The organism is Rossellomorea sp. GAMAL-10_SWC, from assembly GCF_049568075.1.
Taxonomy (GTDB): Bacteria; Bacillota; Bacilli; order Bacillales; family Bacillaceae_G; genus Gottfriedia.
In genome coordinates this window covers 391,515-414,855 of the sequence record NZ_CP144911.1, presented here as the reverse complement: position 1 = coordinate 414,855, position 23,341 = coordinate 391,515, and the positions used below count along the sequence as shown (strand labels likewise).

Below are 23,341 nucleotides of genomic sequence, written 5' to 3'. Positions count from 1 at the left end.
TCATTAGTATTTTTTAAATGCACCCCCATTTAATAACCAGTTTAAAGCAAGATGTAATTATTACATCTTGCGATTTTTTTGATTAAATCCATTTTTAATAAATAATTTAAATATAGTTTTCTAGCCATCAAGTATTTTAATATATTCAAGCTAGTAATCTTCGAAATTAATTTATACTCGTAGAGGTCCCATATGACAAAAAAACCACTCACTTTATATTTGGTAATTATTGGAATATCTATCATTATTATATTAACATTAAAACTATCTATTGAAAAAGAAAAACAGAAGAGATTAGACGATGAAGCGTCTACAGAATTAATAATTGAACAAAATGTTCAAAATTCTGTAAGAAACTACATTACAGCTTTAAAGTGGAAAGATGTTGAGATTTATAACTCTGTTGTAGTAGATTCATTAAAAATCAGCAATCACTCTTACTACTTTACTAAGATAATGTCTAACGTACTTGATGCAAAATTCATCGGTGATAATTTATCTGTCATTCATTTAAATAAGAAAGATCATAAAACTACGGTACATATAAAATACGAAATAACATTTGTTGATGGGATAAGGCCTGAAGGAAATTATAAAAACGGTAGAAATAGATGTAATGTAACACTGGATCTTGTTAAATTAAAAAATAAATGGGTCATTTCAAGTATTTATGATTTAAAAGTTATTTAAATAAAATTTCGTTCTTAATAAAGACCGTGATAAATGAAGAAAATCAACTAGGTGATAATTTTCCCTTGTGGTTTTTTTATGTATTTAATCTTTTTTCCTACCTTACTCTATGCATTTTTGCCCCAAAAAGAATTTATACAAAAAAAGAGGTCTCAAAAGTACACTGACTTTGAGATCTCCTTTTTAAGTCATTTGTAGTTTCTTCCCAAATCAATTAGCCTAATTACTAAAACAAACTGATTAAATTGTATCTAAATCTTTCAGCAACATCTCTTTACTTTCTTCAAACTTTACGTCTTTTACATATTCATACGCTTTAGTTTTAGCAGCTAAGCTTTCAGCAGACTGATTTAGTTTTGCATACGCTCTTGATAAAGCCTCATATGAATATGCTATATAAAACGGCTCAACCTCTTTTTCTAAACTAATCTTGACACATTTTTTTGCGTAATCTAAAGCCATTTCTCCTTGCCCTATAACAGCGTACACTCGTGATAATTGCCAATATCCAATCGATATGTTTCTTGGTGTATGGCTCTCTACTTTTGTCCAATGCCAAAAAGAGCTATGACATAAATGAACCATTTCTTCTGTTTCATTTTGAGATCTATTTTCTAATTCAAGTAGATCCCACACTTTATTAAAACATGAAGCAGCAAGCTCCCTATGTGTGAAGCTATTTTGTTTAATCGTCTCTTCCATAATTTACTCCTCCATATACCTCAAATCTAGGTATAATTTTATTCACATACCGAGTTTGAGTCAGCATCACAGCTACCTTTGGTTTCAAAGCCTGTTGAACTATTTTTAATTTGAATAACTGCATTTCTTCGTTGCTCTTCTAACTTCAATCCTTTTTCGCCAACGGATTGTTCGTAATAGTTTATTTCTTGGTCTTGTCGCTCATCAGCATTAGCATTAAAGCTCATTAAAATACCAACTGGAGTTGCTAAAACTAACAAAAATACACCAATTCTAAGAGCCGCGTACTGAAATGCTTTGTACCCGTTTTTTAATAATTTATCCATATGTATAGATCTCCTCAAATTGAATATAATATTCGAAATTAATTAGCAAATATTGACTAACAATACTATTCTCTGTCCTAGTCATATTTTCCTGTCTTCCTCTTATGGAACATAAAAATTCTTTGAGTAATCCTGACCAAATGAATTCAAAAAAACAAAAAACGTGTTCATACAGATGAAAATTAATTCATCTATATGGACACGTTTATCTTAATTCATTGTGTTTTTTGTTGTTAAGCTTCTATTCACCTAAGTCCACATTGTGGTAAACACGTTGAACATCTTCAATATCTTCAAGAACGTCTAACATTTTTTCGAACTTTACAAGGCCATCTTCTGGAAGAGTTACATCACTTTGTGCTAACATTGTTAATTCTGCTACTGTAAACTCCGTAATACCTACGTTTTTAAACGCTTCTTGTATTGCATAGAATTGGTCTTGATCAGCATAAACAATAACAGCTTCATCTTCTTCTAAAATATCGCGAACATCAACATCTGCTTCCATTAAGATTTCAAGAACTTCATCAGAAGTTTTACCTTCAAGTCCAATTACAGCCGTTGCATCGAACATATATGATACTGAACCTGTTACCCCAAGGTTACCACCGTTTTTACTAAATGCAGCACGAACCTCTGCAGCTGTACGGTTTACATTATTAGTAAGTGCATCAACAATTACCATTGATCCATTTGGTCCGAAACCTTCGTAGCGAAGTTCATCGAAGCTTTCTTCAGAACCACCTTTTGCTTTTTCGATTGCACGATCAACAATATGTTTCGGTACACTATAAGTTTTCGCACGCTCTAGTACAACTTTTAAAGCTTGGTTTGATTCTGGATCCGGCTCACCTTGCTTCGCTGCTACATATATTTCACGTCCAAACTTTGCATAAATACGACTAGTATTTGCATCTTTTGAAGCTTTCTTCTCTTTAATATTATTCCATTTACGACCCATCTTGTTCCACTCTCTTTCAACTTTAAATCTACGTTTAATTTACTATGTATTTGACTTTCGTCAAACATTTACCATTTAATATTATACCTCATTTATACTTTTTTTCGAAATTAATCGTTATTAAAAATTAGTGGAAATAAAAAACATTACTTCTTGTTTTGAAGTAATGCTTTTATTTTTATATTACTTTTACCTTTATCAAATAAGTAAAATAATTATTCCCCTTCCAGATACCTTTTACTTCATATATTCTTTCCCCTTTTTTAGATCCAAGTTGGAATGAGTAACTTCCGTAATTATCTAAATTGTGGTCATAAATATATGCTTTTTTAGTCCCACTGTGTTCTAAAATTTCCACATTTTCGTGTTGTTCCGAAAAATATATCTTTAGAAAATCACCTTCGAATGCTGGAATAGCTACTTCTTCTTTAATATTTTTATATGTACCATTTGTTGATATATCTTTATCTAATAATTTTCCCCAAGAATAATTTGCTATTTTATAAGGAATTGTTTTATCTGCTAGCTCAAATTTAACTTCCGGTTTTTCATCTTTTGACAAAATTGTTTGGTTAATAATGATCGAAATCGTAAAAATTGCAACTAAATATAAGATCCTCTTTTTAAACATCGAACTTCCGCTCCATATTTTTTCATTTAATAAGTTTAATGTAATCTATTTCTATTAAATTGTATATTGGGAAAATTCTGTACTTTTTCAAAATGTTCCATCAATTAATTTATAATACTCACCTTTTTAAAATAAGATAATTTTCAACATATTTTTTATAGAAATAACAAAAATTAAGGTAATATGGTGGGAGAAGTAATAGAAAGGATTGATAAAATGGTTAACAATAATCCAGAATATTGGATCTCTAAACTAGGACTAGAAGCACATCCTGAAGGGGGATATTACAAATCTACCTATCAATCAAAGGAACAAATATCTGATCGTGAATTAACGGTAAACTATGATGATCATAGATTGCTTTATACTAGTATTTATTTTTTGCTACAATCACATGATATTTCTCATTTTCACAGATTAAAGTCTGATGAATTATGGTATTTCCATGCAGGAAGTTCTTTAACCGTTCATGTTATACATGAGAACGGTCAATACGAAGAAATAAAATTAGGACTTAATTTAGAAAATGGAGAAGTTCCTCAATATTTAGTACCGAAAAATTCAATTTTCGGTTCATCAGTTATGGAAGAAAATACTTTTTCATTAGTAGGCTGTATGGTTTCACCAGGATTTGATTTTAAAGACTTTGAATTATTTACTCAAGAGCAATTACATACTAAATACCCTGAACATAAAGAGATTATTAATAAGTTAGCTTATAAGGTACTTCCTTATTAGTTCTAAATAAAGAAAGTGAGCATTTTAGCTCACTTTCTTTTTTGGGGAATAGGGAAATGAAACAACTAACTCAAAGTTAAGGTAATCTTTTTTTAACCCTATATCATTGGATTTCTCGTTACGATTTCGTCATTTTTGATTTTGATTTAGCCATTTGGTGATTACTTCATATTTAAATAACTAGTACTCACAAATCCTTTTTTACCATTGTAAGAAACAAATGCCCAATTATAATCGATTTGAGTTTTCCCTTCAGTTTGATAGCCAAGGAAGCTGGCTTTTGCACCTTTTGGTATTACTGTTAGGACTTTATATTTTGTACTTGGACCAGTACGTAAATTTAAATTAGACTTTGTTGTAACAGTAGTTGGTACTTTTTGTAAATATTTAGTACTTACATAAGCTATACCATTTTTAGTAGTTGTTGTTTTAATTTGTGCCCAGCTAGCATTATAGTATTTTACAATCTCAATTTGATCTTTCTTTCTTAAAGTGTCTACTACTTTTGAACTAGTATTTGGAGCACTTCGTACGTTTAATACACTTGCAGTCACCTCATACACACTAATCGGAGCATTTATAACCGCTGCACTAACATGTGTCGGCCCGGCTGTTACACCATTTGAAACGAATAATGCGCCAGATAAGGCCATTGTTGATACAAAAGCTTTTAATAATTTTTTCTTCATTTTAAATTCCTCCTCTCACTTTATATCTCAATAATATTGAATCAATGTTTCAAAATTGGTCATGAAATGTATCCAAATTGTAAACTTTTCAATTATACTGTTCCGATACATTAAACAGGAAAAATTTGTATATACTTCCAAATTTATGGACAATCTAAATTTTGTATTTTGTATGAATGGAGGAGAATTATGGATAACCAAGCGAATAATGAAGAAATATTGACGAATCGGCAAGGCCATCCAGTAACAGATAATCAAAACGTAAGAACCGTTGGTAATCGGGGACCAACAACTTTAGAAAACTATGACTTTCTTGAAAAAATCTCACATTTTGATCGTGAACGAATTCCTGAACGTGTTGTGCATGCTCGTGGAGCCGGTGCACAAGGATATTTCGAAGCCTATGGAAAAGTAGGAAATCACGCAATTTCTAAATATACTAGAGCAAAATTATTTCAAGAGAAGGGGAAAAAAACACCTGTATATGTTCGATTTTCCACAGTTGTAGGTGGTGGACATTCTCCTGAAACTTTACGTGATCCACGTGGTTTCGCTACGAAGTTTTATACTGAAGATGGAAATTGGGATTTAGTAGGCAATAATTTAAAAATCTTTTTTATTCGTGATCCTTTAAAATTTCCAGATATGGTTCACTCATTTAAACCAGATCCAGTAACAAACCTTCCTGATCCTGAAAGAATGTTTGACTTTCTTCATCTAACACCAGAATCCACTCATATGGTTACATTTCTCTTTTCACCATGGGGAATTCCAGCTAACTATCGACAAATGCAAGGGTCCGGTGTTAATACATATAAGTGGTTAAACAAAGATGGCGAGGCAGTTCTTATTAAATACCACTGGGAACCGCTAAAACAAGAAATAAAAAATTTATCACAACGCGAAGCAGATGAAATCCAATCTACAAATTATAATCATGCAACTCAAGACCTTTACGAAGCTATTGAGAAAGGTTATTATCCAGAATGGGAATTATGTGTACAAATCATGAGTGATGATGAGCATCCGGAGCTTGATTTTGATCCACTTGATCCTACAAAACTATGGGATCCAGAAAAGTTTCCTTTTTTACCAGTTGGAAAAATGGTATTAAATAAAAATCCAGAAAACTATTTTGCAGAAGTCGAACAAATTGCATTTGGGACAGGTGTTCTAGTAGACGGACTGGATTTTTCAGATGATAAATTACTTCAAGGTCGTACTTTTTCGTACTCAGATACACAACGATATCGAGTTGGAACAAATTACTTACAACTACCAGTTAATTCGCCAAAAAATCATGTAGCAACAAATCAACGTGATGGACAAATGGAATATAAAGTTGACGCAGCTCCAGGTCAAAACCCACATGTAAACTATGAACCTTCATCACTAGGTGGATTAAAAGAGGCGCCAAAGAATGGAAAAGATCATGAACCAGCGTACAATAATAAGTTAGTACGACAAAAAATCGACCGACCTAACGACTTTATCCAAGCTGGAAATACTTACCGTGCTTTCGACGAAACTGAAAAAAATGAACTTATTTCAAATTTAGTAGATGCACTAAAAGTATGTAAGCCTCATATCCAAGAAACGATGGTTGGTTATTTTACAAAAGCTGATGAAGAATACGGACGCAGAGTGCGCGAAGGTTTAGAAAAAGCTAATCGTGATCAAACTGAACACACTAGCACCGAAGCAGCTGATGTCGCATCTGATAAAGCGAAAAATATGGGCCATGAATCGGATCGATATTAAAGGTATAAACTGGGATAGGCAATCGCCTATCCTTTTTAGCGTAATAGTTTAGTATTATAAAATCGAAACGAACAAGTTTTTAAATAACATTCGATACAACTACAATACCCCTTACTTTTGCTTTCTGCTTTCTACCCACTAATTTTGTTTCCTATTAAGAATCCCAATTCAAGATGCCTTCAGATATTCACATATCTCTTCATATGCTACGTTTATCTTTTTCATTAATTCTTCTGTACCTTTATTTCGGTCTGGATGATACTTCTTAGCTAATTGTTTGTATTGATTCTTAATGACATTTAAATCTCTTGTATCAGTAGGTAATTCTAATATTTTAAGTAACTTAGTGATATAATCCTCTCTTTGCTCACCTGTTCCTTCTGTAATATATTTATCCATTAGATTAAACGCTTGCTCACTTAACTTATCGAAGGTTTGGTAAAACGTGCTAATATCTGCATTAGAAACAGTTATATGGTGATTACTATAACTTGTAATGATCTTTCTTTTTACTAACATATTAAACACAAGTAGTTCTTTTAAAAATAAACAAGTTCTATTATAAAGGTGTTGATCTACCAATGATGCTTCTAATTCATTTAACAAAGCAGCCGCTGTTCTTCCAACACTCACTGTCGTGTAATCAATACCAGCATAAGTATTTCCATATCGATCAATAACAGGGTGATAGCTACCATTAATATAAAAGTGCATAGGCACTATTCGATTATCACTTATTTTTTTTAGAGCAATTTTCAATTCCCCTGTTGAGTTACTAATTTGTAGTACTCCTTCACCAAATACATAAAAACATTCATCTTTTATGGTTGGAGTATCATAAGTAAAGACGGGTCCCTTTGCATAAACATGAATCTGTTCAATATAAAATCCTGTTTCAAATTGACCAGCTGGGTAATAGGTTGAACCGTTACTTGTGCCTTGATGGCTATGACCTTCACTTGAACCTGAACCACCTGAAAAAAAGATCGATTTAATAATAAAAAATGCAATGATTAAAAAAATAAAGAACCCCACTGTTTCTCTCCCTCTCTTGTATTAATAACTATAAAATTTAACCAATATATAAAATACATCTTTAAGTATACACAATCAAAAATGTGAAAAAAAGATTATTTTAGATAAAATGACCTATGTAATAGACCTTATTACCCATCAATTCTCCTATTCTTTTTCTTCTTTACTCTAAAATTGATTTTAATCATTTTCAGGATGATAGCGACCAGACTACCTGGATTAAAGCTTTTTACTATAGATGATAGGTAAAAGATTATTAACTGAATATTGCAACTTAAATATTCACAATTAAAAGTTAACAGTTTAAAATAGGTTTGTAAGGACGAAGATAATACATATGAAATTAATTGAGAGTAGGCTGATACTTAAATGAATAATGTGACTAAGTTTAATATTTTCAAACCAGCAAAAGACATATTTGAGGCATTTGTTGATCCAAGTAAAATAGGTAACTTTTGGTTTTCTTCTAGCTCTGAACGATGGGAAGAAGGAAAAGTCATTACTTTAAAATATGATCTTTACAATGCTGAAGGTAAAATTAAAATCATCGAAGTTGAAACAAATAAGAAGATTGTGTTTGCTTGGGGACCTACAGAAGAAGGAAATATCGTAACGATTACATTAAATGAACAAGATCAAAATAACACAATTATTGAAGTGGTAGAAGAAGGCTTTAGTGAAAGCAACCCAGAATATGTTCATCATTTAATCGATAATAAAGAAGGCTGGGTATTTATGCTAAGCTGTTTAAAATGTTATTTAGAATTTGGCGTAACTAAGTTAAGAGGCGGACTAGTGAAATAATTTTAATATAATATGATTTATCAATGGGCTGTCCCCTGAGTTAGGTTAACTGACTCTTGGGTGCCCCCTTTTTAATTGTAAATGGAATATATTATTCGTCTAGTATTCTGTAGCCATAACTTAGATGGGGGGATCTCTGGGGTGCTTATCATTTGTAGTTGAACTTTTTTATAGATAAATAGCAGATTTTTATTCGGTATAGTTAGAAAAAGAGCTGTTTTGCTATTTTACCATTAGAAAGTTACTACTATTGTACGATCCCCAGGTTAAATACCCTAACCAGTATAGGTAAATTTAAATTTTATTTGCGGTTCCTTGGAATTTAATTGCAGTTTTGCTAATTTTATTTGCGATTCTCTATTTTTAATTGCAGTTTCTCCAATTTTAATTGCGATTCTCAGATTTTATTTGCAGTCAGCTGTTTATTTGCAGCATTTCAACATTTATTTGCACTGTTGGACTCGTTATTTGCTGTACTATTAGTCTTATTTGCGGCACCAGAAATTATTTACGATTCTCAGATTTTAACTATTGCTGCCCTTTTTATTCCATCAAAAAAGTGTAGCTAAACTCATATGCTAAAGATTAGCTACACTTATAAGAATTAACTAAACCTTTTCAAGCCTTCTTCAAGAAGCCCAACAGCAAACTCTAACTCATTTTTTGTAACAATTAAAGGTGGATGCCATGTTATGCAATTGCCTCCAGAAAGCTTAAAAGAAAGCCCATTGTTTAAACAAAAATAAAGAATTTTTTCAGCTAATTCATCATTCTTTTCTTTTGTATCACGTGATTTGACTAACTCAATAGAAATCAATAATCCGGCAACACGTATATCGCCAATCTTCTCATACTGTTCATAAAGTTGAGTTAGCTTTGTTTTTACGAATTCGGATTGTACTCGGCAATTCTCTTCTAAGTTATAGTCGTCTATATACTCCATCGTTGAACAAATCGCCGCACATCCTAATGCTGGTTTCTCATGTGTATAATGACCAAGTGATATTTCTTCAGCAACATCGTATTTTGTACGAGTTAGTACAGCCGCTTGAGGTATGACCGCTCCACCTAGCCCTTTTCCAAGAACTAAAATGTCAGGCTCGATTTCAAAGTTTTGATGAACATAAAATGCTCCACTTCTCATTAAGGCTGTCGGAACTTCATCAAATATTAATAGAATTCCATTTCGATCACATATTTCTCTCAATCTTTTAAAATAAGACTTTGGTGGGATATGTGTATCAGTTGCTCGAATTGGTTCTAATAAGATTGCCCCAATTTCTCCTTCATGCTCAATCATATATTCAATATGGTCTAAGCAAAAATTCGCTACTTCTTCATGCGAATCACTTTTTAATAGATTACGATATCCATTAAAAGGGATTGCTTTTAAAGTACCAGGCATTAGTGGACCCATATCCTTTTTAAAGACATATTCTCCCCCAACTGAAATTGCATCTAAACCAGCTCCATGGAATGATTCCCACATTGAGATGACTTTATGACGCCCAGTAACCTTTCGCGCAATTTTAAGAGCTAATCCGACAGCTGCACTTCCAGAAGGTGTAAATAAAACTTTGTAATCTTTTGAAGTTGTTTTATTTACTAATGCATTAGCTGCCTTAATGACAATCTCAGATGTAAACCTTCTTGGAATAAATGGGAGTTCATCAACTTGTCTTTTGATTGCATCCACTACATATGGATTTTTATATCCGACTTGATGTGAACTATTTCCATGAAAATCTAAATATTTCTTCCCATTCACATCAATTAGATAACTTCCACTAGCATCGACTATTCCATTAAGACAAGGCGTAGACATTGATTGTCTTACAAAAACCCTTTCATCCTCTTGAATGACTTCTCTGCTAATTTGATTTAATTGATTCATCCATTCCGTGCGAGGAGGACTTGAGTTTATATCGCCTTCTCTTTTCAAATGAGTATTTAACATGTTACTTTCTTACCTTCTATAATTAAATCATTAATTTTTTCAATTAACATAGGTAATTCACTCATTGATTTAATTGTGAAGTCTGCACCATTTTGTCTAAATGATTGTTCAGTTTTTGAAATGATTGCTTCTTTCTCACTATCTATTAAACTACTAAACTCTTCTAAACTAAGTCCCATTTCTGAACTTCCGATAATGACGCCGACAGACCAAACACCTGCATTAATCCCCTCTTTAATATCCGAAATTGTATCGCCTACTTTCACGACTTTCCATGGTGCTGTTAACTTTAATGCTTCCATGTTACGGTAAATCATATACGGATAAGGTCTACCAAATGAATTTGTTTCGTCAGGTGTAATATAGAAGTCTGGATAATAGCCTTTCGTCTCAGCATTTGGTACGACTACATCCATCATTTTATTTGTGTACCCTGTTGTTGAACCTATTTTTAGACCTTTATTCCTTAATTCCTGCACTACTTCGATGACTCCAGGAATCGGATCTGCATAGTCAGATAGTGAAGCCATTAGAGCTGGTTCAAAGTTTGCGTAAAGTATATTCACATCTTGTTCATTGAATGGTCTCTCATATTTTCCAATCCAAAGCTTAGAAATTCTAGGCATTGAAAGCATTTCACGAATATGATCGATTTTTAACATTCCCATTGGTGCTCGCGCTTCTTCCATTGTTACTTCAATTCCAGCATGTTTAAAAATATCGATAAACACATTTACTGGCGCAAAACATCCGAAGTCAACTGTTGTACCAGCCCAATCTAAAATAATTCCTTCAACTTTGTTCATTTTGTCACCACTCCCATATATTCTTCGATAATATTGCATAAACCTTGGATGTCTTCTTCATAAATTTCTCCAATATTTCCTACACGGAAAGTATCAGCATCTGTTAGCTTACCTGGATAGATTACATATCCTTTTTCCTTTATGAAATAATAGAAGTTTTCAAAGCTAAACTGTTCACTTGGAAATAAGAAGGTTGTAATAATTGGCGATTGATTTTCCTCATTTATATAAGCATGAATTCCAACATCTTTTAATCTCATTCTTAACAAGCGGTTATTATTTTGATAACGTCCAAATCTAGCAGAAATGCCACCTTCTTCAATCAATTCATCAATTGCTTTTGAAAATGCTGCAACAACATGCGTTGGAGAAGTGAATCTCCATTTTCCATCCTTGTCCATTTCCTTCCATTGATCGAATAAATCTAAAGATAAACTTCGAGCAACTCCCTCACATTGAACAAGCTGATCTAGTTTTGCAATAACAAATCCAAATCCTGGTACTCCTTGAATACATTTATTCGCACTACTAATTAAGTAATCTATTTCCAGTTTTCGCACATCAATTTCGATCCCACCAAAGCTACTCATCGCATCGATCATTAACGTTTTATTATATTCTTTTGAAAGTTCGGCTACCATTTCAATTGGGTTTAATATACCAGTTGTTGTTTCGCAATGGACCATCACGATGTGAGTAATCGCTTGATCTTTTTCAATAATATCTCTTAACTCTTCTTCTTCTGGAAGCTCATCATATGCAATGCTATATTGAATGAAATTAAGTCCAATATATTTAGCCATTTTTACAATACGTTCGCCATATGCTCCATTCGTTACGATTAATACCTTGTCATTCTTTGAGATTGTTGAACTAATAACTGATTCAACTGCAAATGTACCACTACCTTGCATTAAAACAACTGTATAATCTTCTTCTGATACATTTGCTAGTTCTAGAAGCTGTGTTCTAATTTTTTGTGTTATTTCTTTATAATCATTATCCCAAGTACATCGGTCAAAGAGCATTTCTTCTTTGACCGTACATGTAGTAGTTAATGGACCTGGTGTTAGTAATTTATAGTTTTTCATGGCTTTTCATCCCCTTAGTAATTATTTTGCAGCATTAAAGAACTGTTGGTGCTCTTCTAATAACTTAACTGTTAATGGTTGACTAAATTTCATAGAATGAGCTGGTTTATGCTCGTCGCTAACAGTTTCTCCTTTATATAAAGCAACTGGGTAATTTTTGATTAAATCTTTACGAGCATCTTTAATAATTACTTCCGCCATTTTCATTGCTAATTCATTTGATTTCTTATCTTTTTTAACAACTGCAGCTGATTCAGTTAGTGAGAAGTTTCCTTCTGTTGGATCTACATAGTCAATTGGTAAACCTGATTTTTTATCTAATACTGCTTGATGACGTAATCCGATACCCGCTGCAACCTCGCCAGCTTCTACTTTCTTAATTGGACCTGAACCTGAGCTCTCTAAATGTGGACCACAGTTTGCGATTAAATCATGTAAAATGGTTTTACCTTCAACTTCTCCATACTGAGTAATAATAGCTTGAATTAATAACCAGCCAGTTGAAGAATCCATGATATTTGGAATTGATACTAAACCTTTAAATTCTGGTTTTGCTAAATCTTTGATTGAAGTTGGCATTGGTAAGCCTTTTTCTTTCATTACTTTTGTATTTACAAAGATTGATCCTGTGTTAGCTAAAATTGGTGTATAGAATGAAGGATATTTCTCTAGTGAATTTGTTTTAAACGTTAAGTCTTCAAACATATTATGTTTTTCTTGGGCACTATCTAAGAAATATGAACTCATTGTTACTAAATTCGCTTCGATTTTATCGCCTTCAGCCATAAGTTTTCCACCTAATTCCGAAGTACCAAATGTTTGGAACACATATTTCCCTTCATAACCAGCTTTCTTTAATGCACTTTCCATTGATGTAATAGCTTCTTCATCACCATTCGTATAAATAACAACTTTTCCTGAGGCATTTGTTTTTGAACTAGTACATGCAGTTAATGAAAAAACTAAACATAATGCGAATAAAGACAACATGATTCCTTTAAATTTCTTAAACATAAAATAACCTCTCTTGTTTTAATTTTTTTATAAATGATTGATTATCCCTGAATAACACTTTTTCTCTGAAAATAGTCGCAGATGAATTTAACAATTAAATTCGTGAAAAAGATTAATAGAGATAATACAAATATTTCATCGTATTTTTGGAAGTGCTGAAGTTCTTTAATTTTGCTTGCAACTAATGAGGTTTCAGCTGTTATTAAGAAAATGATCCCACTCACCGTTACCATTGAATTAATAAAATAGTAACTAATCATTTCAAAAACTGTTGATTTAGAGTTTGGTAAAACAACTCGGTAAATTGTTTTAAACCATGTATCCCCCATTAATTCTCCAGTAGTTTCCCAACCAGGATTCATTTTAGATAGTGAGTTTTTTGCTAATAAATAAGGTGTAGTAAAGAAATGAACGATGTTGCAAAGAATGATAATGGCAAATGTTCCTTTCAAGCTACTATTATTGAAAAATAGTAAATACGATAAACCTAAAACCATACCTGGAACAGTGTTTGTTAGCATCGAAATTAAATCAATGACTAGCTTAGATTTATTTTTTATAGCTGTTCGCACACTTAATAGTGCCGAGCTATATGCAACAAGAGTTCCTAGTATTGCTGTTACAACTGAAACATATAAAGAGTTTTTATAAACTCCTATTAAATCACTTGATTGAAAAGCATCTACGAAATGCTGTAGCGTAAAAGTTAATTTAAATGGATAACTAATAAAAAATGGAATGATGAACATTACTGCAAATACTGACAGGATTCCAACTAAAATGATTGTAGAAATAATCCCGAAACAAATATCTCTTACTTTATTGGAAATCATTTCAACGTTTGTAAACTTGTCATAATGAAAATTGAATTTTTCAAGATAGTTTAGTAATAAAACGCCAAATACAACTGGAACTAGCATTAATACTGCAATAACTGCCCCATTATTAAAATTAGGAATTGATCCAAGCATAACTTGATATAACTGGGTAGCTACAACGTAATATGTACCACCCACCGAAGCTGGAATGCCGTAATCTGTAAAGCTTAAAATAAAAGAAAGAACAAAAGCTCCACCAAGCGTTCCAAGTAATGGGCGAATAATTGTATTTTTGAAGCTTCTAAATGGACCGTCACCCATCAATTCAGAAACAACCATAAATTTTTTATCAATATATTTAAACGAATTATTAATTAATAGGAATGCAGCTGGTAATGTATAAATTACGTATCCAATTAGCAATCCATTAAATCCATAAATTTCAAATAAGTTTTTTCCTAATAGTTTTGTTATTAAACCTTGTTGGCCAAAGGAATAAATAATCGCAAATCCATAAGTGATTGTCGGCAGCAACATTGGTATGAGAATAATGATTTTCATAAATCCTTTTAAAGGTTGAATCAATTTCGTACAGTTAATTGAATATGCCAAAATAAAAGCTAATATTGTGCTGACACAAGCAGTTAGAGTAGAGATCTTTATACTATTCCAGACTGCTTGAATAAGGGTTTTATCTGCCAGCATTGTTAGATAATTATTAACTCCAAACCCATGATCCGTTTCAAATGACCGATAAAATAATATGATTAATGGTAGTAATAGAAATGAGACAAATAATAGTAATATTGCTAAGTAAATAACCCGCATTTCCGGTTTAACCTTATGCATATTTCTCACCAAATAAGTTGTAAATATTATGTCTCTTAATTTGAAGCTGCTTTAATATAAACTCTTCTACAAATCGATTATTTGGTTGGTTTATAATTTCACTTGGCGTACCAAATTGCGAAATTTTACCTTCATTAATAATTAAAATTTTATCTGATAAAGTTAAAGCTTCTTCTGGATCATGTGTAACGATAATCGTAGTCAATTTAAATTCTCTTGCGATTGATTTAATTCGTTCTTTAATTGATTCCTTTATGACACCATCAAGTGCACTTAAAGGTTCATCTAATAATAAAATTTTTGGCTTCGTTACTAATGTTCTAGCAAGGGCAACCCTTTGTTTCTGTCCTCCAGATAGCTCTCCAATTTTCTTATTTAAGTGAGGCTTTAATTCTAAGAAGTCAATATATTCCTGTAATTCTTGATCCGAAACAAGACCTTTCTTATTCCTTAATCCGTATACAATGTTTTCATAAGAATTCAAGTTAGGAAAAAGTGCATAATCTTGGAAAACAATATTGAATCCTCTATTTTTCATTGGTGTTTTTGTAATGTCTACATCATTGAATATTATTTGACCTTGATCCATTTGCGTTAGACCTAGAATTAGATTTAATAAAGTCGTTTTTCCACTTCCACTTGGGCCTAGTAATGAGACGATTTCTCCAGTTTTAATTTCAAGATTTATATCTGTTAATACGACTTTTTTATCAAACTGTTTGCTAACGTTTTGTAGTTTCAGCAAACTAGTCACCCCCTTAAGTACAACCTTAGTATAAAATTCATATGTAAATCCAATTAGCCTTTTAAGTAAATAATATGTAAATTATCAGTAACTCTTGCATAACTTGTGCACAACTTTACATTTAATTAACCAAACATTTGCATTACTACTATTGATAATGTGCATTCGTTTCATTAAACTGAAAACAAGTCTTAATAAATACTGAATGGGTGAGGTTATGTTTCCACTTGAAAGACAACAAAAAATAATCGATTTATTAAAAATAAATAATGTTTTAAAAATAACTGAGTTAACTGAAGCTCTAAATATATCTACTGACACTTTACGTAGAGATTTAAATCTACTTGAAAAACAAGGCAAAATTGAGAAAATATATGGCGGTGCAAAAATAGCTGAATCGAAGTTCTTTGAATCATCAATGGAAGAAAGAATGGTGAGCCACTTAGAGGAAAAAGAAAAGATTGCAAAGAAATGCACTGAACATATTGAAGATGGAGATTGTATTTATTTAGATAGCGGCTCTACTACGCTCCAAATTGCGAAATATATTAAAGATAAAAAGAATTTAACAGTCGTTACGAATTCGATCCCAATCATCAATGAGTTAATGAATAGTTCGATTGAATTGATCATAATCGGCGGTAAAATTAGACGTAATGAACAATCGGTTGTTACGTACGACTACTTATTTAATTTTAATGAATTAAATATTCTAAAGACGTTTATATGCGCGAGTGGGATTACAATTGAAAAAGGAGTTTCCGATTATAATTTAGAAGAGGCAATTACAAGGAAGAAAATAATTGAGTTATCCAACCTTAATTATGTAGCAGCTGACAGCACAAAATTCGGTAAGAACGTCACTGTTCATATAGCACCGCTTGAAAAAATTGATTATATCATTACGGATTCTCATATTAATAAAAGTTTTATTTCTAAATTTAATAAGACAAATACAAATTTGGTAATTGCAGAATAGATAAAAGGAGGAGGGTCCATAATGGGACCCTTCTATTTTGATTGAAGAGATGAATAGTGTTGAATAATATCTCGGGCTGCAAATGAGTATTCTGTCCGTGCAAATAAGTCGGAGAAAAGTGCAAATACACAGTTAGTGCAATTAAATTTTAAGGAACCGCAATTAAAATAAAAAATAACCCATACCAGTAAGGGTGTTACGACCTAAAACTTTAAAAAATCAGGTACTTTCAATAATAGAAAACACGCGTTGCACCGCTCTTATACATTTAAGAACGAATTTTTTTTAATGCAACTATATACTGTCTCAATTAATTTTCTAAATTGTTCTCCAATATCTATCCAAAAAAAAAGAACCCAAAAACATAATGGGTTCAATATAACTCTTTATCTCCGCTGATTCGAACCCCTTACATATAAGATAATAATCGCAAAGATAATCATTCCACAAACAATAAAAGGCATTAAGCCTGAACTGTAAACCATATATACTCGAATATGACGTATTGCATTTATAACTATAAAAAGCACCATGCATAACCATAAAATTACAATAAGAGCCGCATTCTTATTTCTTCGCATAAACATCAGCCCCTTTCAATAAAGCAACTACAAAAAATACTGTTTGTTTTATTATATAGTCGAATTAACGAATCAATGACCATACGTTTATGAGTATATGTAAAAGTTTAAAAAAATTAAAAGGATAGCGCTAGGTTATTATAACTAGACCTTTCCTTTGGCTTCCATTATTGATAAATCGAAAAATCTATAAGGTCTGCATATGGCACATCATTTTTAATCTTATTTTCCAAATCAATAAGTGTATATTTTTGCCACTCCTCTAATCGATTCATACCCCATTTTTGGACAAATAAATGGTGCAAAAATATTTCTCTCAATTTAAGAAAGATCGGGATTTGTTTTACTATGTCATGATGAAGTAAGTTTTCTAGTTTATATCCTTTAAAAAAGTTCACCATAAAAGTCTCAATAAACTGTTCACTCACTTTATTAAAAGAGTTCTGTTGCCAATACGCATGATAAAAAGCTGTAGCAAAATCCTGTGCGAACCAATTAAATGCACAATCATCAAAATCGATCGTAAAGAGAGTATTACCGACTAAAATTATATTCCCTAGATGAAAATCATTATGAATAATCCCAAATGTATCGGATGTCACTTGAAATTGTAAGAGCTTTTCCATGTGTTTATCATAAAACTCTTTCATATTAGGAACTAACTGATCTCTAATCCCAAAAACATCAACACTTTTATGTGACCAGGCAGGACGATGAACTTCACTTAATTTATACTTCTTGGCTAAAGAATGCATCTTCCCCAATTTTTTACCCCATTGTTCAAACAGGGGTTTATTCCAATGGTTAGGGTTTGTCACATCAATTTGTTCGCCATCAATATACTCAAAATAAGTTATGACTCTTCCATCCTCTTCTCTTAAATTACGATCCGCTCTTGGGACTTTTACTCCTTGCATATGTAAAAAATTTATAAAATCAATTTCCTGTAACACCATTTCTTTTGTTTTTCCTAATTTAGACTGCCTAACTACCCTATTATAGTCTTCATCATAAAATACATCATTTTGAAACCCACCGGTTAAACGAACTTGATTACTATGCTTCTTTTTCATTGAGAATCCCTGCTATCTTATAAAATTTTATACAACCCCACTTTTGTGTTCAGAACAAAAATATATTAAGATATTTTTAAGTGATTAATCTTTTCTATATAAAATATTCTACTATTCAATTTAAGGAGTTTTCAAAATATGAGTATGCCTTTTGAATTTAATTGGTTAATTGTAACGAACGATCACGCCGTTAGACACGAAAACAATCTATTCACGCTAGAGCAAACCGGATACCATGTATATCCTATTGACACACCAATCAATGTCACAAGAAAGAATGATGAAAAACCTTTTGGAGTAGCTGTTATACAGAAAATCGAATGGAAAAATAAAAATACTTATATGCTTTATGAACTAAAAGCAATTGATACAGTTAATTAAAATGATACCATAACTTTTATTAGAACCTAAAAGGACTGTCAAAATTAGACAGTCCTTCTTAGTTGCTTGCTTTCAATTGCGCTACTTTGTACTTTATTTTATTGTTTGCTTGTTAGGTTTAATAATCTTTAAGAGAAGTTGATCTTTTTTATATATAGTCGTAGTTTTATAGCCTGAAGGCAATCCTAATATAACCACATCATCAAACTTGCTTCCACTCGCTAAATGATTATATTTAACAATAACAGCGTCATCAGTTGGAATATAACCATTTGTTAGATTGATCGTTAAAGTTCCAATCCAAATTAGCTCTACCTGAAATATTTATTATATCCTCAACATCGTCATAAACACAAAAAGTTCAAGAACATTTGTGTTCTTGAACTATATTTAGCAGTCATATCTATTAGCTTTTATTTATCAATTTACTAATTATTTGAAATCCTTCTTGCGTAAGAAATTATGATAAAGTCATATAAAAATTACATATAATTTTAAATCAGAATTATTGACCTTTTGTAAAGTTAATCTAATTTTTATGTTAACTAATAATTACTATGAAGATTTTCTTAAAAACGCTTTGAATTACGATTAACTCACTTCAATAAAATTGAATTTATTTTTTAATTGGTAGAATCATCGTTTAATCTGTTAACAGTTTAATATTCAAATTGGCGGAAAACCCGAATCACTGCAATGTATATAAGATTCCTTATCACCACACATGAGAAGGGGTGGTTTACTCTGCGGTTGAAAAATGTCTTTTGACCTAAAATGTCCTCCTTGTGATGGGGCATTTTTTAATACCAGGCTGTAAGCTCTTTAAAGCCCTTTTTTCCAAGATTAAAAACGGATAGCTTATCTTTGCTATCCGTTCATTTGAATCTTTTTACCACTCGTTACTTAACCCTATAATCGTTTGATATGCTTTTTTGGCTAATGCACTATGTCCAAGTTCGTTTGGATGTACTCCATCAGTGCCTTCAAAAAACTTTGATTTTAGATTCTGATGATGTTGAAATGGAATTCGAAAATCAATAAGTTTAAATTGATTTACTTTTACCATTTGCTCGATTCGATTTGCTAACTCTTGTGCCTTCAGCAAGAATGTTTCATAACCAGAAAACGGTTCCCACACTTCTTCATGTTTGATATGATCTATGTGAATTGGTGGATGGATTGCTACAATAGGTTGAATACCATTGTGAATTGCTTGTTTTACCATTGAATAGATATTTGAAAGTATATATTTTATTTCAACATCCCACCATAAATCATTCCCACCTGCACAAATAATTACATGTGATGGATTGTTTAATACAACATCATGGTAGAATCGTGATAGCATACCAGTACTTGTATCACCTGAGATTCCTTTATTAATAATCTCGACTGATAATTCGTTTTGAAGAATAGTTGGCCATGCATCAACTTTTGATATTCCTAAACCTTCTGTAAGACTATCACCTATACATACTATTTTCATCTTTCTCACCATTGTTCCTTTATAGCTTTTTGACCTACTCTTGGTCTTATTTTTACTAAATAAACAATTCCACTAGCTCCAAACATAAAGACGATATTAATCGTAAATGCAATAAATCCTGAATCTAAATCTTTTAAAAATTGAGGTGCATGTGGGAATAATGTCCCAAATGTTGTATTTTTTATTGTTACGTATGCAACTGCAGTAAGTCCAGCTAGTATTCCTGCTACTGCTCCAATTTTTGTAACCGGATTACGTTTTAAGAACGTAACAATTAATGCAGGGAACAGTTGTAAGACAAAGCTATATGCCATCAATAAAAGAGAAAGCATTGTCTTACCACCATAGAACGTAAACAATAATGCTATTAAAGCGATGATCGGAACTAAGATTCTTGTAAGTCCAGCTAATTTCGCTTCATTTGTATCTGGTTTTATTACTTTATAAATATTTTTAGAAAGTAATGTTGAAGCCGTTAATAATAACAATGAACTAGGAACTAACGCTGCAAGTAGACCAGCTGAACCAATTACACCAATAAACCAAGGTGGAAGTGTCGCTTTAGCAATTTCGAATAAAACTAAATCAGTTCGTCCACCTGGAATATGTGGCATCTGTAAAAGTGCAGTAAAACCAATAAAAAGAATAAAAACCATCAGAATTTGATAAAGAGGTATTAGTGCTGCATTTTTACGTAATGTTTTTGAATCTTTTGATGATAAACTCGCACCGAAAACATGTGGCCACATATATTGACCGAGCGCAATAATTAAACAAACTGACACATACCAAGAAATACTATAACCAGACTTAGGTAGTAATAAGAAACCAGGCTTAGCTGCATCTAATGTTCTAAACATCGGTTCTACACCGCCGTAATAATGTAAAGGTAAATAGATCCCTAAAAACAAAATCGTTATGAGCATCAAAATATCTTTTAATATAGCAGTGAATGCTGAACCATGAATTCCTGAGATATAAACAAAGATCGTCACAACAATTACACCAATCCATACTGCTAAATTTGGAGAAATAGCGCCGTATGAAGCCTCAGATACAATAATTTTTATACCATTTAATTGAAGTACCATATATGGAATAATGGAAACTACTCCAACTATTGCAACTATCAGTCCTAAAGATTTACTATTATATTTTTTAACAAAGAAATCTGGTTGAGTTAATAAATTATGCTTTTTCGCATAACGCCAAATATGAGGTAAGATCCAAAATGGAATAATATAAGTAACAGCACAGAAAATATAGATTACTGGGCCTCCCATTGAATATGATGCACTACTAGCACCTAGGAAAATAAACGTTGTAAACATTTCACCAGCCATTAGGACAAACATAATAATACTACCAAAATTTCGATCTCCTACTACCCATGATTCCAATTTCATTTCTCTTCCTCTTTGGGCACGTATACCTAAAAAAAGTGCTAACAGAAACGTAATTCCAATTAATAGAATGCTCATTGATTTTCCTCCTGCTTCTCTAAAATTGCATTACTAATAAAAAGGCAGACAGATGTGATGACTAACCAACTCGCTGACCAAAATACAATAAACGGTAATCCTAATATGTAAGGCTCTACCCGATTCACAATACTTAATGATCCTATGAAAGCAAAGATAGTTAAAAAAATTGCAAAATATTTCATTCTATTTCCCCCTTACCTTTCAATAAGTTGATTTTTTAAAAAATTCTGTTAATAATTTGTAGACTTATGTTAAACTCGTTTTATAAAATAATAAAATATTAGCCTCTTATTGTAAGCGCTTAAAAAGGAGCATACATTATGAACAGTTATTCTAATCTTTCAGAAATACTAGAATTCGATAAAGAAGTGTTGTTAAACATTTTAAACTATTCTTCTGATGAAATTTATATTTTAAACAGAGATCTTGAAATCATTTATGTTAATAAAATGTGTGAACAACATTATGGTTTACGTCAAAACGAAATCATAGGAAAACATAATGATATTTTTTTGGAAAAAGGGTATTGGACCCCATCAATCATTCCAATTGTTTTAGAGAAAAATAATACCGTCACAATTAACCAAACCACACATACTGGTAAAGAATTAGTCACAACTGCCATTCCAATATTCAATCCGATCAATAAAAAATTGGATTTCATTTTCATTACATCTCGCGAAAAAAACTATATATCTATTATTCATAATAACATTCATGAAATGGTAGATTCGAGAGAAGAATTTAATTCAAATGGAATTTTAACAATTGATGATGAAATGACGACTATCGTTGATTTTTGTAAAAAGGTTGCTCCCGTTGATACAAATATTTTAATTCAAGGTGAATCTGGAACTGGAAAAGGTGTATTAGCGAAATATATTCATGATTTAAGTAACCGGAAAAACGGTCCTTTTCTTGCCATTAATTGTGCTGCTATCCCAGAAGACCTATTGGAATCTGAGCTGTTCGGGTATGCTACTGGTGCATTCACAGGTGCCTTAAAGAATGGAAAAATCGGCTTACTCGAAACTGCAAATGAAGGAACAATTTTTTTAGACGAAATTGGAGAAATTTCCTTAAAATTTCAAGCGAAACTACTCCAAGTATTACAAGATCGTAGCTTTTTTTCAGTAGGAGGCAGAGAATTAAAAAAGGTCGACGTTCGTATTATTACAGCGACGAACCGTAATCTCCTAGAAATGGTAAAATCAAAGCAGTTTAGAGAAGATTTATTTTACCGATTAAATGTAATTGATATTCAAATTCCGCCACTTAGAAACAGAAAACAAGATATTCCCTTATTAGCTAATCATTTCTTAACTAAGTTCAATCATAAATACAAAGTTGACCGGTCGTTTTCACCAAGTGTAAAAAATACTTTTGAAGCTTTTCAATGGCCAGGTAATATTAGGCAACTTGAAAATATCATTGAGAGACTTGTTATAACTAGCGAATCGGTCATCCGATTATCTGACTTGCCATCACAATTAATTCCTAATGATTGTACAATCACCATCCAAGAGGAAAATTCATTAGAAAATATTTTAGAAGAAACTGAGAAAAAAATGATTATCGAATCTTACAAGATTCATAAAAGCTCTCGAAAAGTTGCAAAGGATCTCGGATTAAGTCAAACAAAAGCTAACAAATTAATCCAAAAATATTGTAAAAACGAGTAGATTTACAAAGGTGAAATAAAAAGGGAGATACTTCTGTGGTATTTCCCTTTTAATTTTA

The 23,341-nt window shown here is 31.8% G+C and carries 24 protein-coding genes; 7 read left to right on the top strand and 17 right to left on the bottom strand.

What is annotated here, in order from left to right; translation table 11 throughout:
* Positions 1 to 192: 192 nt before the first annotated feature.
* On the top strand, positions 193 to 690 hold the full coding sequence (locus V5E38_RS01955) for a hypothetical protein (RefSeq protein ID WP_499212007.1): 498 nt from the start codon (positions 193 to 195) through the stop codon (positions 688 to 690).
* 240 nt (positions 691 to 930) lie between these two features.
* On the opposite strand, the gene V5E38_RS01950 is transcribed toward V5E38_RS01955, so the two are convergent.
* From V5E38_RS01950 to V5E38_RS01935, 4 genes are all read right to left on the bottom strand, one after another.
* A complete protein-coding gene (locus V5E38_RS01950) occupies positions 931 to 1,392 on the bottom strand; it encodes a hypothetical protein (RefSeq protein WP_499212006.1) in 462 nt (153 codons plus the stop codon).
* A gap of 38 nt (positions 1,393 to 1,430) precedes the next feature.
* Positions 1,431 to 1,718: a hypothetical protein gene (locus tag V5E38_RS01945; protein ID WP_499212005.1), complete on the bottom strand. Its 288-nt coding sequence runs from the start codon at positions 1,716 to 1,718 to the stop codon at positions 1,431 to 1,433.
* A gap of 241 nt (positions 1,719 to 1,959) precedes the next feature.
* Positions 1,960 to 2,679, bottom strand: a complete 720-nt coding sequence (locus V5E38_RS01940) for a YebC/PmpR family DNA-binding transcriptional regulator (RefSeq protein ID WP_499212004.1) — start codon at positions 2,677 to 2,679, stop codon at positions 1,960 to 1,962.
* Positions 2,680 to 2,857: 178 nt separating this feature from the next.
* A complete protein-coding gene (locus tag V5E38_RS01935; protein ID WP_499212003.1) occupies positions 2,858 to 3,310 on the bottom strand; it encodes a hypothetical protein in 453 nt (150 codons plus the stop codon).
* Positions 3,311 to 3,526: 216 nt separating this feature from the next.
* Between V5E38_RS01935 and V5E38_RS01930 the strand changes: the two genes are divergently transcribed.
* Complete coding sequence (locus tag V5E38_RS01930) at positions 3,527 to 4,048, top strand: cupin domain-containing protein (RefSeq protein WP_499212002.1); 522 nt, start codon at positions 3,527 to 3,529, stop codon at positions 4,046 to 4,048.
* Between the two features lie 161 nt (positions 4,049 to 4,209).
* Here the strand turns inward: V5E38_RS01930 and V5E38_RS01925 are convergent, their stop codons facing one another.
* A complete protein-coding gene (locus V5E38_RS01925; protein ID WP_499212001.1) occupies positions 4,210 to 4,737 on the bottom strand; it encodes an SH3 domain-containing protein in 528 nt (175 codons plus the stop codon).
* A 189-nt stretch (positions 4,738 to 4,926) separates the two neighbouring features.
* Between V5E38_RS01925 and V5E38_RS01920 the strand changes: the two genes are divergently transcribed.
* Positions 4,927 to 6,498: a catalase gene (locus tag V5E38_RS01920; protein ID WP_499212000.1), complete on the top strand. Its 1,572-nt coding sequence runs from the start codon at positions 4,927 to 4,929 to the stop codon at positions 6,496 to 6,498.
* Between the two features lie 168 nt (positions 6,499 to 6,666).
* On the opposite strand, the gene V5E38_RS01915 is transcribed toward V5E38_RS01920, so the two are convergent.
* The gene (locus V5E38_RS01915; protein ID WP_499211999.1) at positions 6,667 to 7,533 is read right to left on the bottom strand and encodes a J domain-containing protein; all 867 of its coding nucleotides are present in this window, start codon (positions 7,531 to 7,533) and stop codon (positions 6,667 to 6,669) included.
* A gap of 369 nt (positions 7,534 to 7,902) precedes the next feature.
* Between V5E38_RS01915 and V5E38_RS01910 the strand changes: the two genes are divergently transcribed.
* The gene (locus V5E38_RS01910) at positions 7,903 to 8,337 is read left to right on the top strand and encodes an SRPBCC domain-containing protein (RefSeq protein WP_097978500.1); all 435 of its coding nucleotides are present in this window, start codon (positions 7,903 to 7,905) and stop codon (positions 8,335 to 8,337) included.
* A gap of 604 nt (positions 8,338 to 8,941) precedes the next feature.
* On the opposite strand, the gene pbfA is transcribed toward V5E38_RS01910, so the two are convergent.
* The 6 genes from pbfA to V5E38_RS01880 are packed head-to-tail and all read right to left on the bottom strand — an operon-like array spanning position 8,942 to position 15,617.
* Positions 8,942 to 10,294: a PLP-dependent aminotransferase family protein gene (gene pbfA / locus V5E38_RS01905; protein ID WP_499211998.1), complete on the bottom strand. Its 1,353-nt coding sequence runs from the start codon at positions 10,292 to 10,294 to the stop codon at positions 8,942 to 8,944.
* Positions 10,288 to 11,100 carry a phosphonoacetaldehyde hydrolase gene (phnX, locus tag V5E38_RS01900; RefSeq protein ID WP_499211997.1) on the bottom strand — a complete coding sequence of 271 codons (813 nt, stop codon included), beginning with the start codon at positions 11,098 to 11,100 and terminating at the stop codon, positions 10,288 to 10,290. The genes pbfA and phnX overlap by 7 nt, the downstream gene beginning before the upstream one ends.
* Positions 11,097 to 12,191, bottom strand: a complete 1,095-nt coding sequence (phnW, locus tag V5E38_RS01895; protein WP_499211996.1) for a 2-aminoethylphosphonate--pyruvate transaminase — start codon at positions 12,189 to 12,191, stop codon at positions 11,097 to 11,099. The genes phnX and phnW overlap by 4 nt, the downstream gene beginning before the upstream one ends.
* Positions 12,192 to 12,212: 21 nt before the next feature.
* The gene (locus V5E38_RS01890) at positions 12,213 to 13,205 is read right to left on the bottom strand and encodes a type 2 periplasmic-binding domain-containing protein (RefSeq protein WP_499211995.1); all 993 of its coding nucleotides are present in this window, start codon (positions 13,203 to 13,205) and stop codon (positions 12,213 to 12,215) included.
* Positions 13,206 to 13,246: 41 nt separating this feature from the next.
* Entirely contained in the window at positions 13,247 to 14,872 is a 1,626-nt protein-coding gene (locus V5E38_RS01885) for an ABC transporter permease family protein (RefSeq protein WP_499211994.1), read from the bottom strand.
* Positions 14,865 to 15,617: an ABC transporter ATP-binding protein gene (locus V5E38_RS01880; protein ID WP_335479882.1), complete on the bottom strand. Its 753-nt coding sequence runs from the start codon at positions 15,615 to 15,617 to the stop codon at positions 14,865 to 14,867. The genes V5E38_RS01885 and V5E38_RS01880 overlap by 8 nt, the downstream gene beginning before the upstream one ends.
* A gap of 217 nt (positions 15,618 to 15,834) precedes the next feature.
* On the opposite strand from V5E38_RS01880, the gene V5E38_RS01875 reads away from it, so the two are divergent.
* Positions 15,835 to 16,596 carry a DeoR/GlpR family DNA-binding transcription regulator gene (locus V5E38_RS01875; RefSeq protein ID WP_499211993.1) on the top strand — a complete coding sequence of 254 codons (762 nt, stop codon included), beginning with the start codon at positions 15,835 to 15,837 and terminating at the stop codon, positions 16,594 to 16,596.
* A 386-nt stretch (positions 16,597 to 16,982) separates the two neighbouring features.
* On the opposite strand, the gene V5E38_RS01870 is transcribed toward V5E38_RS01875, so the two are convergent.
* Together V5E38_RS01870 and V5E38_RS01865 are read right to left on the bottom strand one after the other, a co-directional pair.
* Complete coding sequence (locus V5E38_RS01870; protein WP_056471692.1) at positions 16,983 to 17,177, bottom strand: hypothetical protein; 195 nt, start codon at positions 17,175 to 17,177, stop codon at positions 16,983 to 16,985.
* Positions 17,178 to 17,344: 167 nt separating this feature from the next.
* The gene (locus V5E38_RS01865; RefSeq protein WP_499211992.1) at positions 17,345 to 18,250 is read right to left on the bottom strand and encodes a phosphotransferase enzyme family protein; all 906 of its coding nucleotides are present in this window, start codon (positions 18,248 to 18,250) and stop codon (positions 17,345 to 17,347) included.
* Between the two features lie 138 nt (positions 18,251 to 18,388).
* Here V5E38_RS01865 and V5E38_RS01860 point away from each other — a divergent pair, with 138 nt between their 5' ends.
* Positions 18,389 to 18,631 (top strand): DUF2584 family protein, encoded by a 243-nt coding sequence (locus V5E38_RS01860; protein ID WP_499211991.1) that lies wholly within the window; start codon positions 18,389 to 18,391, stop codon positions 18,629 to 18,631.
* Between the two features lie 889 nt (positions 18,632 to 19,520).
* Here V5E38_RS01860 and V5E38_RS01855 read toward each other — a convergent pair.
* The 3 genes from V5E38_RS01855 to V5E38_RS01845 are packed head-to-tail and all read right to left on the bottom strand — an operon-like array spanning position 19,521 to position 21,783.
* Positions 19,521 to 20,117 (bottom strand): SGNH/GDSL hydrolase family protein, encoded by a 597-nt coding sequence (locus V5E38_RS01855; protein WP_499211990.1) that lies wholly within the window; start codon positions 20,115 to 20,117, stop codon positions 19,521 to 19,523.
* A gap of 5 nt (positions 20,118 to 20,122) precedes the next feature.
* Entirely contained in the window at positions 20,123 to 21,598 is a 1,476-nt protein-coding gene (locus V5E38_RS01850; protein ID WP_499211989.1) for a sodium:solute symporter family protein, read from the bottom strand.
* Positions 21,595 to 21,783: a DUF3311 domain-containing protein gene (locus V5E38_RS01845; RefSeq protein ID WP_025671330.1), complete on the bottom strand. Its 189-nt coding sequence runs from the start codon at positions 21,781 to 21,783 to the stop codon at positions 21,595 to 21,597. Before V5E38_RS01845 ends, V5E38_RS01850 begins: the two co-directional genes overlap by 4 nt.
* 138 nt (positions 21,784 to 21,921) lie before the next feature.
* Here V5E38_RS01845 and V5E38_RS01840 point away from each other — a divergent pair, with 138 nt between their 5' ends.
* The gene (locus V5E38_RS01840; protein WP_499211988.1) at positions 21,922 to 23,283 is read left to right on the top strand and encodes a sigma-54 interaction domain-containing protein; all 1,362 of its coding nucleotides are present in this window, start codon (positions 21,922 to 21,924) and stop codon (positions 23,281 to 23,283) included.
* Positions 23,284 to 23,341: the final 58 nt, after the last annotated feature.

Coding starts and splice junctions, on each gene's coding strand:
- V5E38_RS01955 (WP_499212007.1), top strand. CDS start 193: ATGACAAAAAAACCACTCACTTTATATTTGGTAATTATTGGAATATCT.
- V5E38_RS01950 (WP_499212006.1), bottom strand. CDS start 1,392: ATGGAAGAGACGATTAAACAAAATAGCTTCACACATAGGGAGCTTGCT.
- V5E38_RS01945 (WP_499212005.1), bottom strand. CDS start 1,718: ATGGATAAATTATTAAAAAACGGGTACAAAGCATTTCAGTACGCGGCT.
- V5E38_RS01940 (WP_499212004.1), bottom strand. CDS start 2,679: ATGGGTCGTAAATGGAATAATATTAAAGAGAAGAAAGCTTCAAAAGAT.
- V5E38_RS01935 (WP_499212003.1), bottom strand. CDS start 3,310: ATGTTTAAAAAGAGGATCTTATATTTAGTTGCAATTTTTACGATTTCG.
- V5E38_RS01930 (WP_499212002.1), top strand. CDS start 3,527: ATGGTTAACAATAATCCAGAATATTGGATCTCTAAACTAGGACTAGAA.
- V5E38_RS01925 (WP_499212001.1), bottom strand. CDS start 4,737: ATGAAGAAAAAATTATTAAAAGCTTTTGTATCAACAATGGCCTTATCT.
- V5E38_RS01920 (WP_499212000.1), top strand. CDS start 4,927: ATGGATAACCAAGCGAATAATGAAGAAATATTGACGAATCGGCAAGGC.
- V5E38_RS01910 (WP_097978500.1), top strand. CDS start 7,903: ATGAATAATGTGACTAAGTTTAATATTTTCAAACCAGCAAAAGACATA.
- pbfA (WP_499211998.1), bottom strand. CDS start 10,294: ATGTTAAATACTCATTTGAAAAGAGAAGGCGATATAAACTCAAGTCCT.
- phnX (WP_499211997.1), bottom strand. CDS start 11,100: ATGAACAAAGTTGAAGGAATTATTTTAGATTGGGCTGGTACAACAGTT.
- phnW (WP_499211996.1), bottom strand. CDS start 12,191: ATGAAAAACTATAAATTACTAACACCAGGTCCATTAACTACTACATGT.
- V5E38_RS01890 (WP_499211995.1), bottom strand. CDS start 13,205: ATGTTTAAGAAATTTAAAGGAATCATGTTGTCTTTATTCGCATTATGT.
- V5E38_RS01885 (WP_499211994.1), bottom strand. CDS start 14,872: ATGCATAAGGTTAAACCGGAAATGCGGGTTATTTACTTAGCAATATTA.
- V5E38_RS01875 (WP_499211993.1), top strand. CDS start 15,835: ATGTTTCCACTTGAAAGACAACAAAAAATAATCGATTTATTAAAAATA.
- V5E38_RS01870 (WP_056471692.1), bottom strand. CDS start 17,177: ATGCGAAGAAATAAGAATGCGGCTCTTATTGTAATTTTATGGTTATGC.
- V5E38_RS01865 (WP_499211992.1), bottom strand. CDS start 18,250: ATGAAAAAGAAGCATAGTAATCAAGTTCGTTTAACCGGTGGGTTTCAA.
- V5E38_RS01860 (WP_499211991.1), top strand. CDS start 18,389: ATGAGTATGCCTTTTGAATTTAATTGGTTAATTGTAACGAACGATCAC.
- V5E38_RS01855 (WP_499211990.1), bottom strand. CDS start 20,117: ATGAAAATAGTATGTATAGGTGATAGTCTTACAGAAGGTTTAGGAATA.
- V5E38_RS01850 (WP_499211989.1), bottom strand. CDS start 21,598: ATGAGCATTCTATTAATTGGAATTACGTTTCTGTTAGCACTTTTTTTA.
- V5E38_RS01845 (WP_025671330.1), bottom strand. CDS start 21,783: ATGAAATATTTTGCAATTTTTTTAACTATCTTTGCTTTCATAGGATCA.
- V5E38_RS01840 (WP_499211988.1), top strand. CDS start 21,922: ATGAACAGTTATTCTAATCTTTCAGAAATACTAGAATTCGATAAAGAA.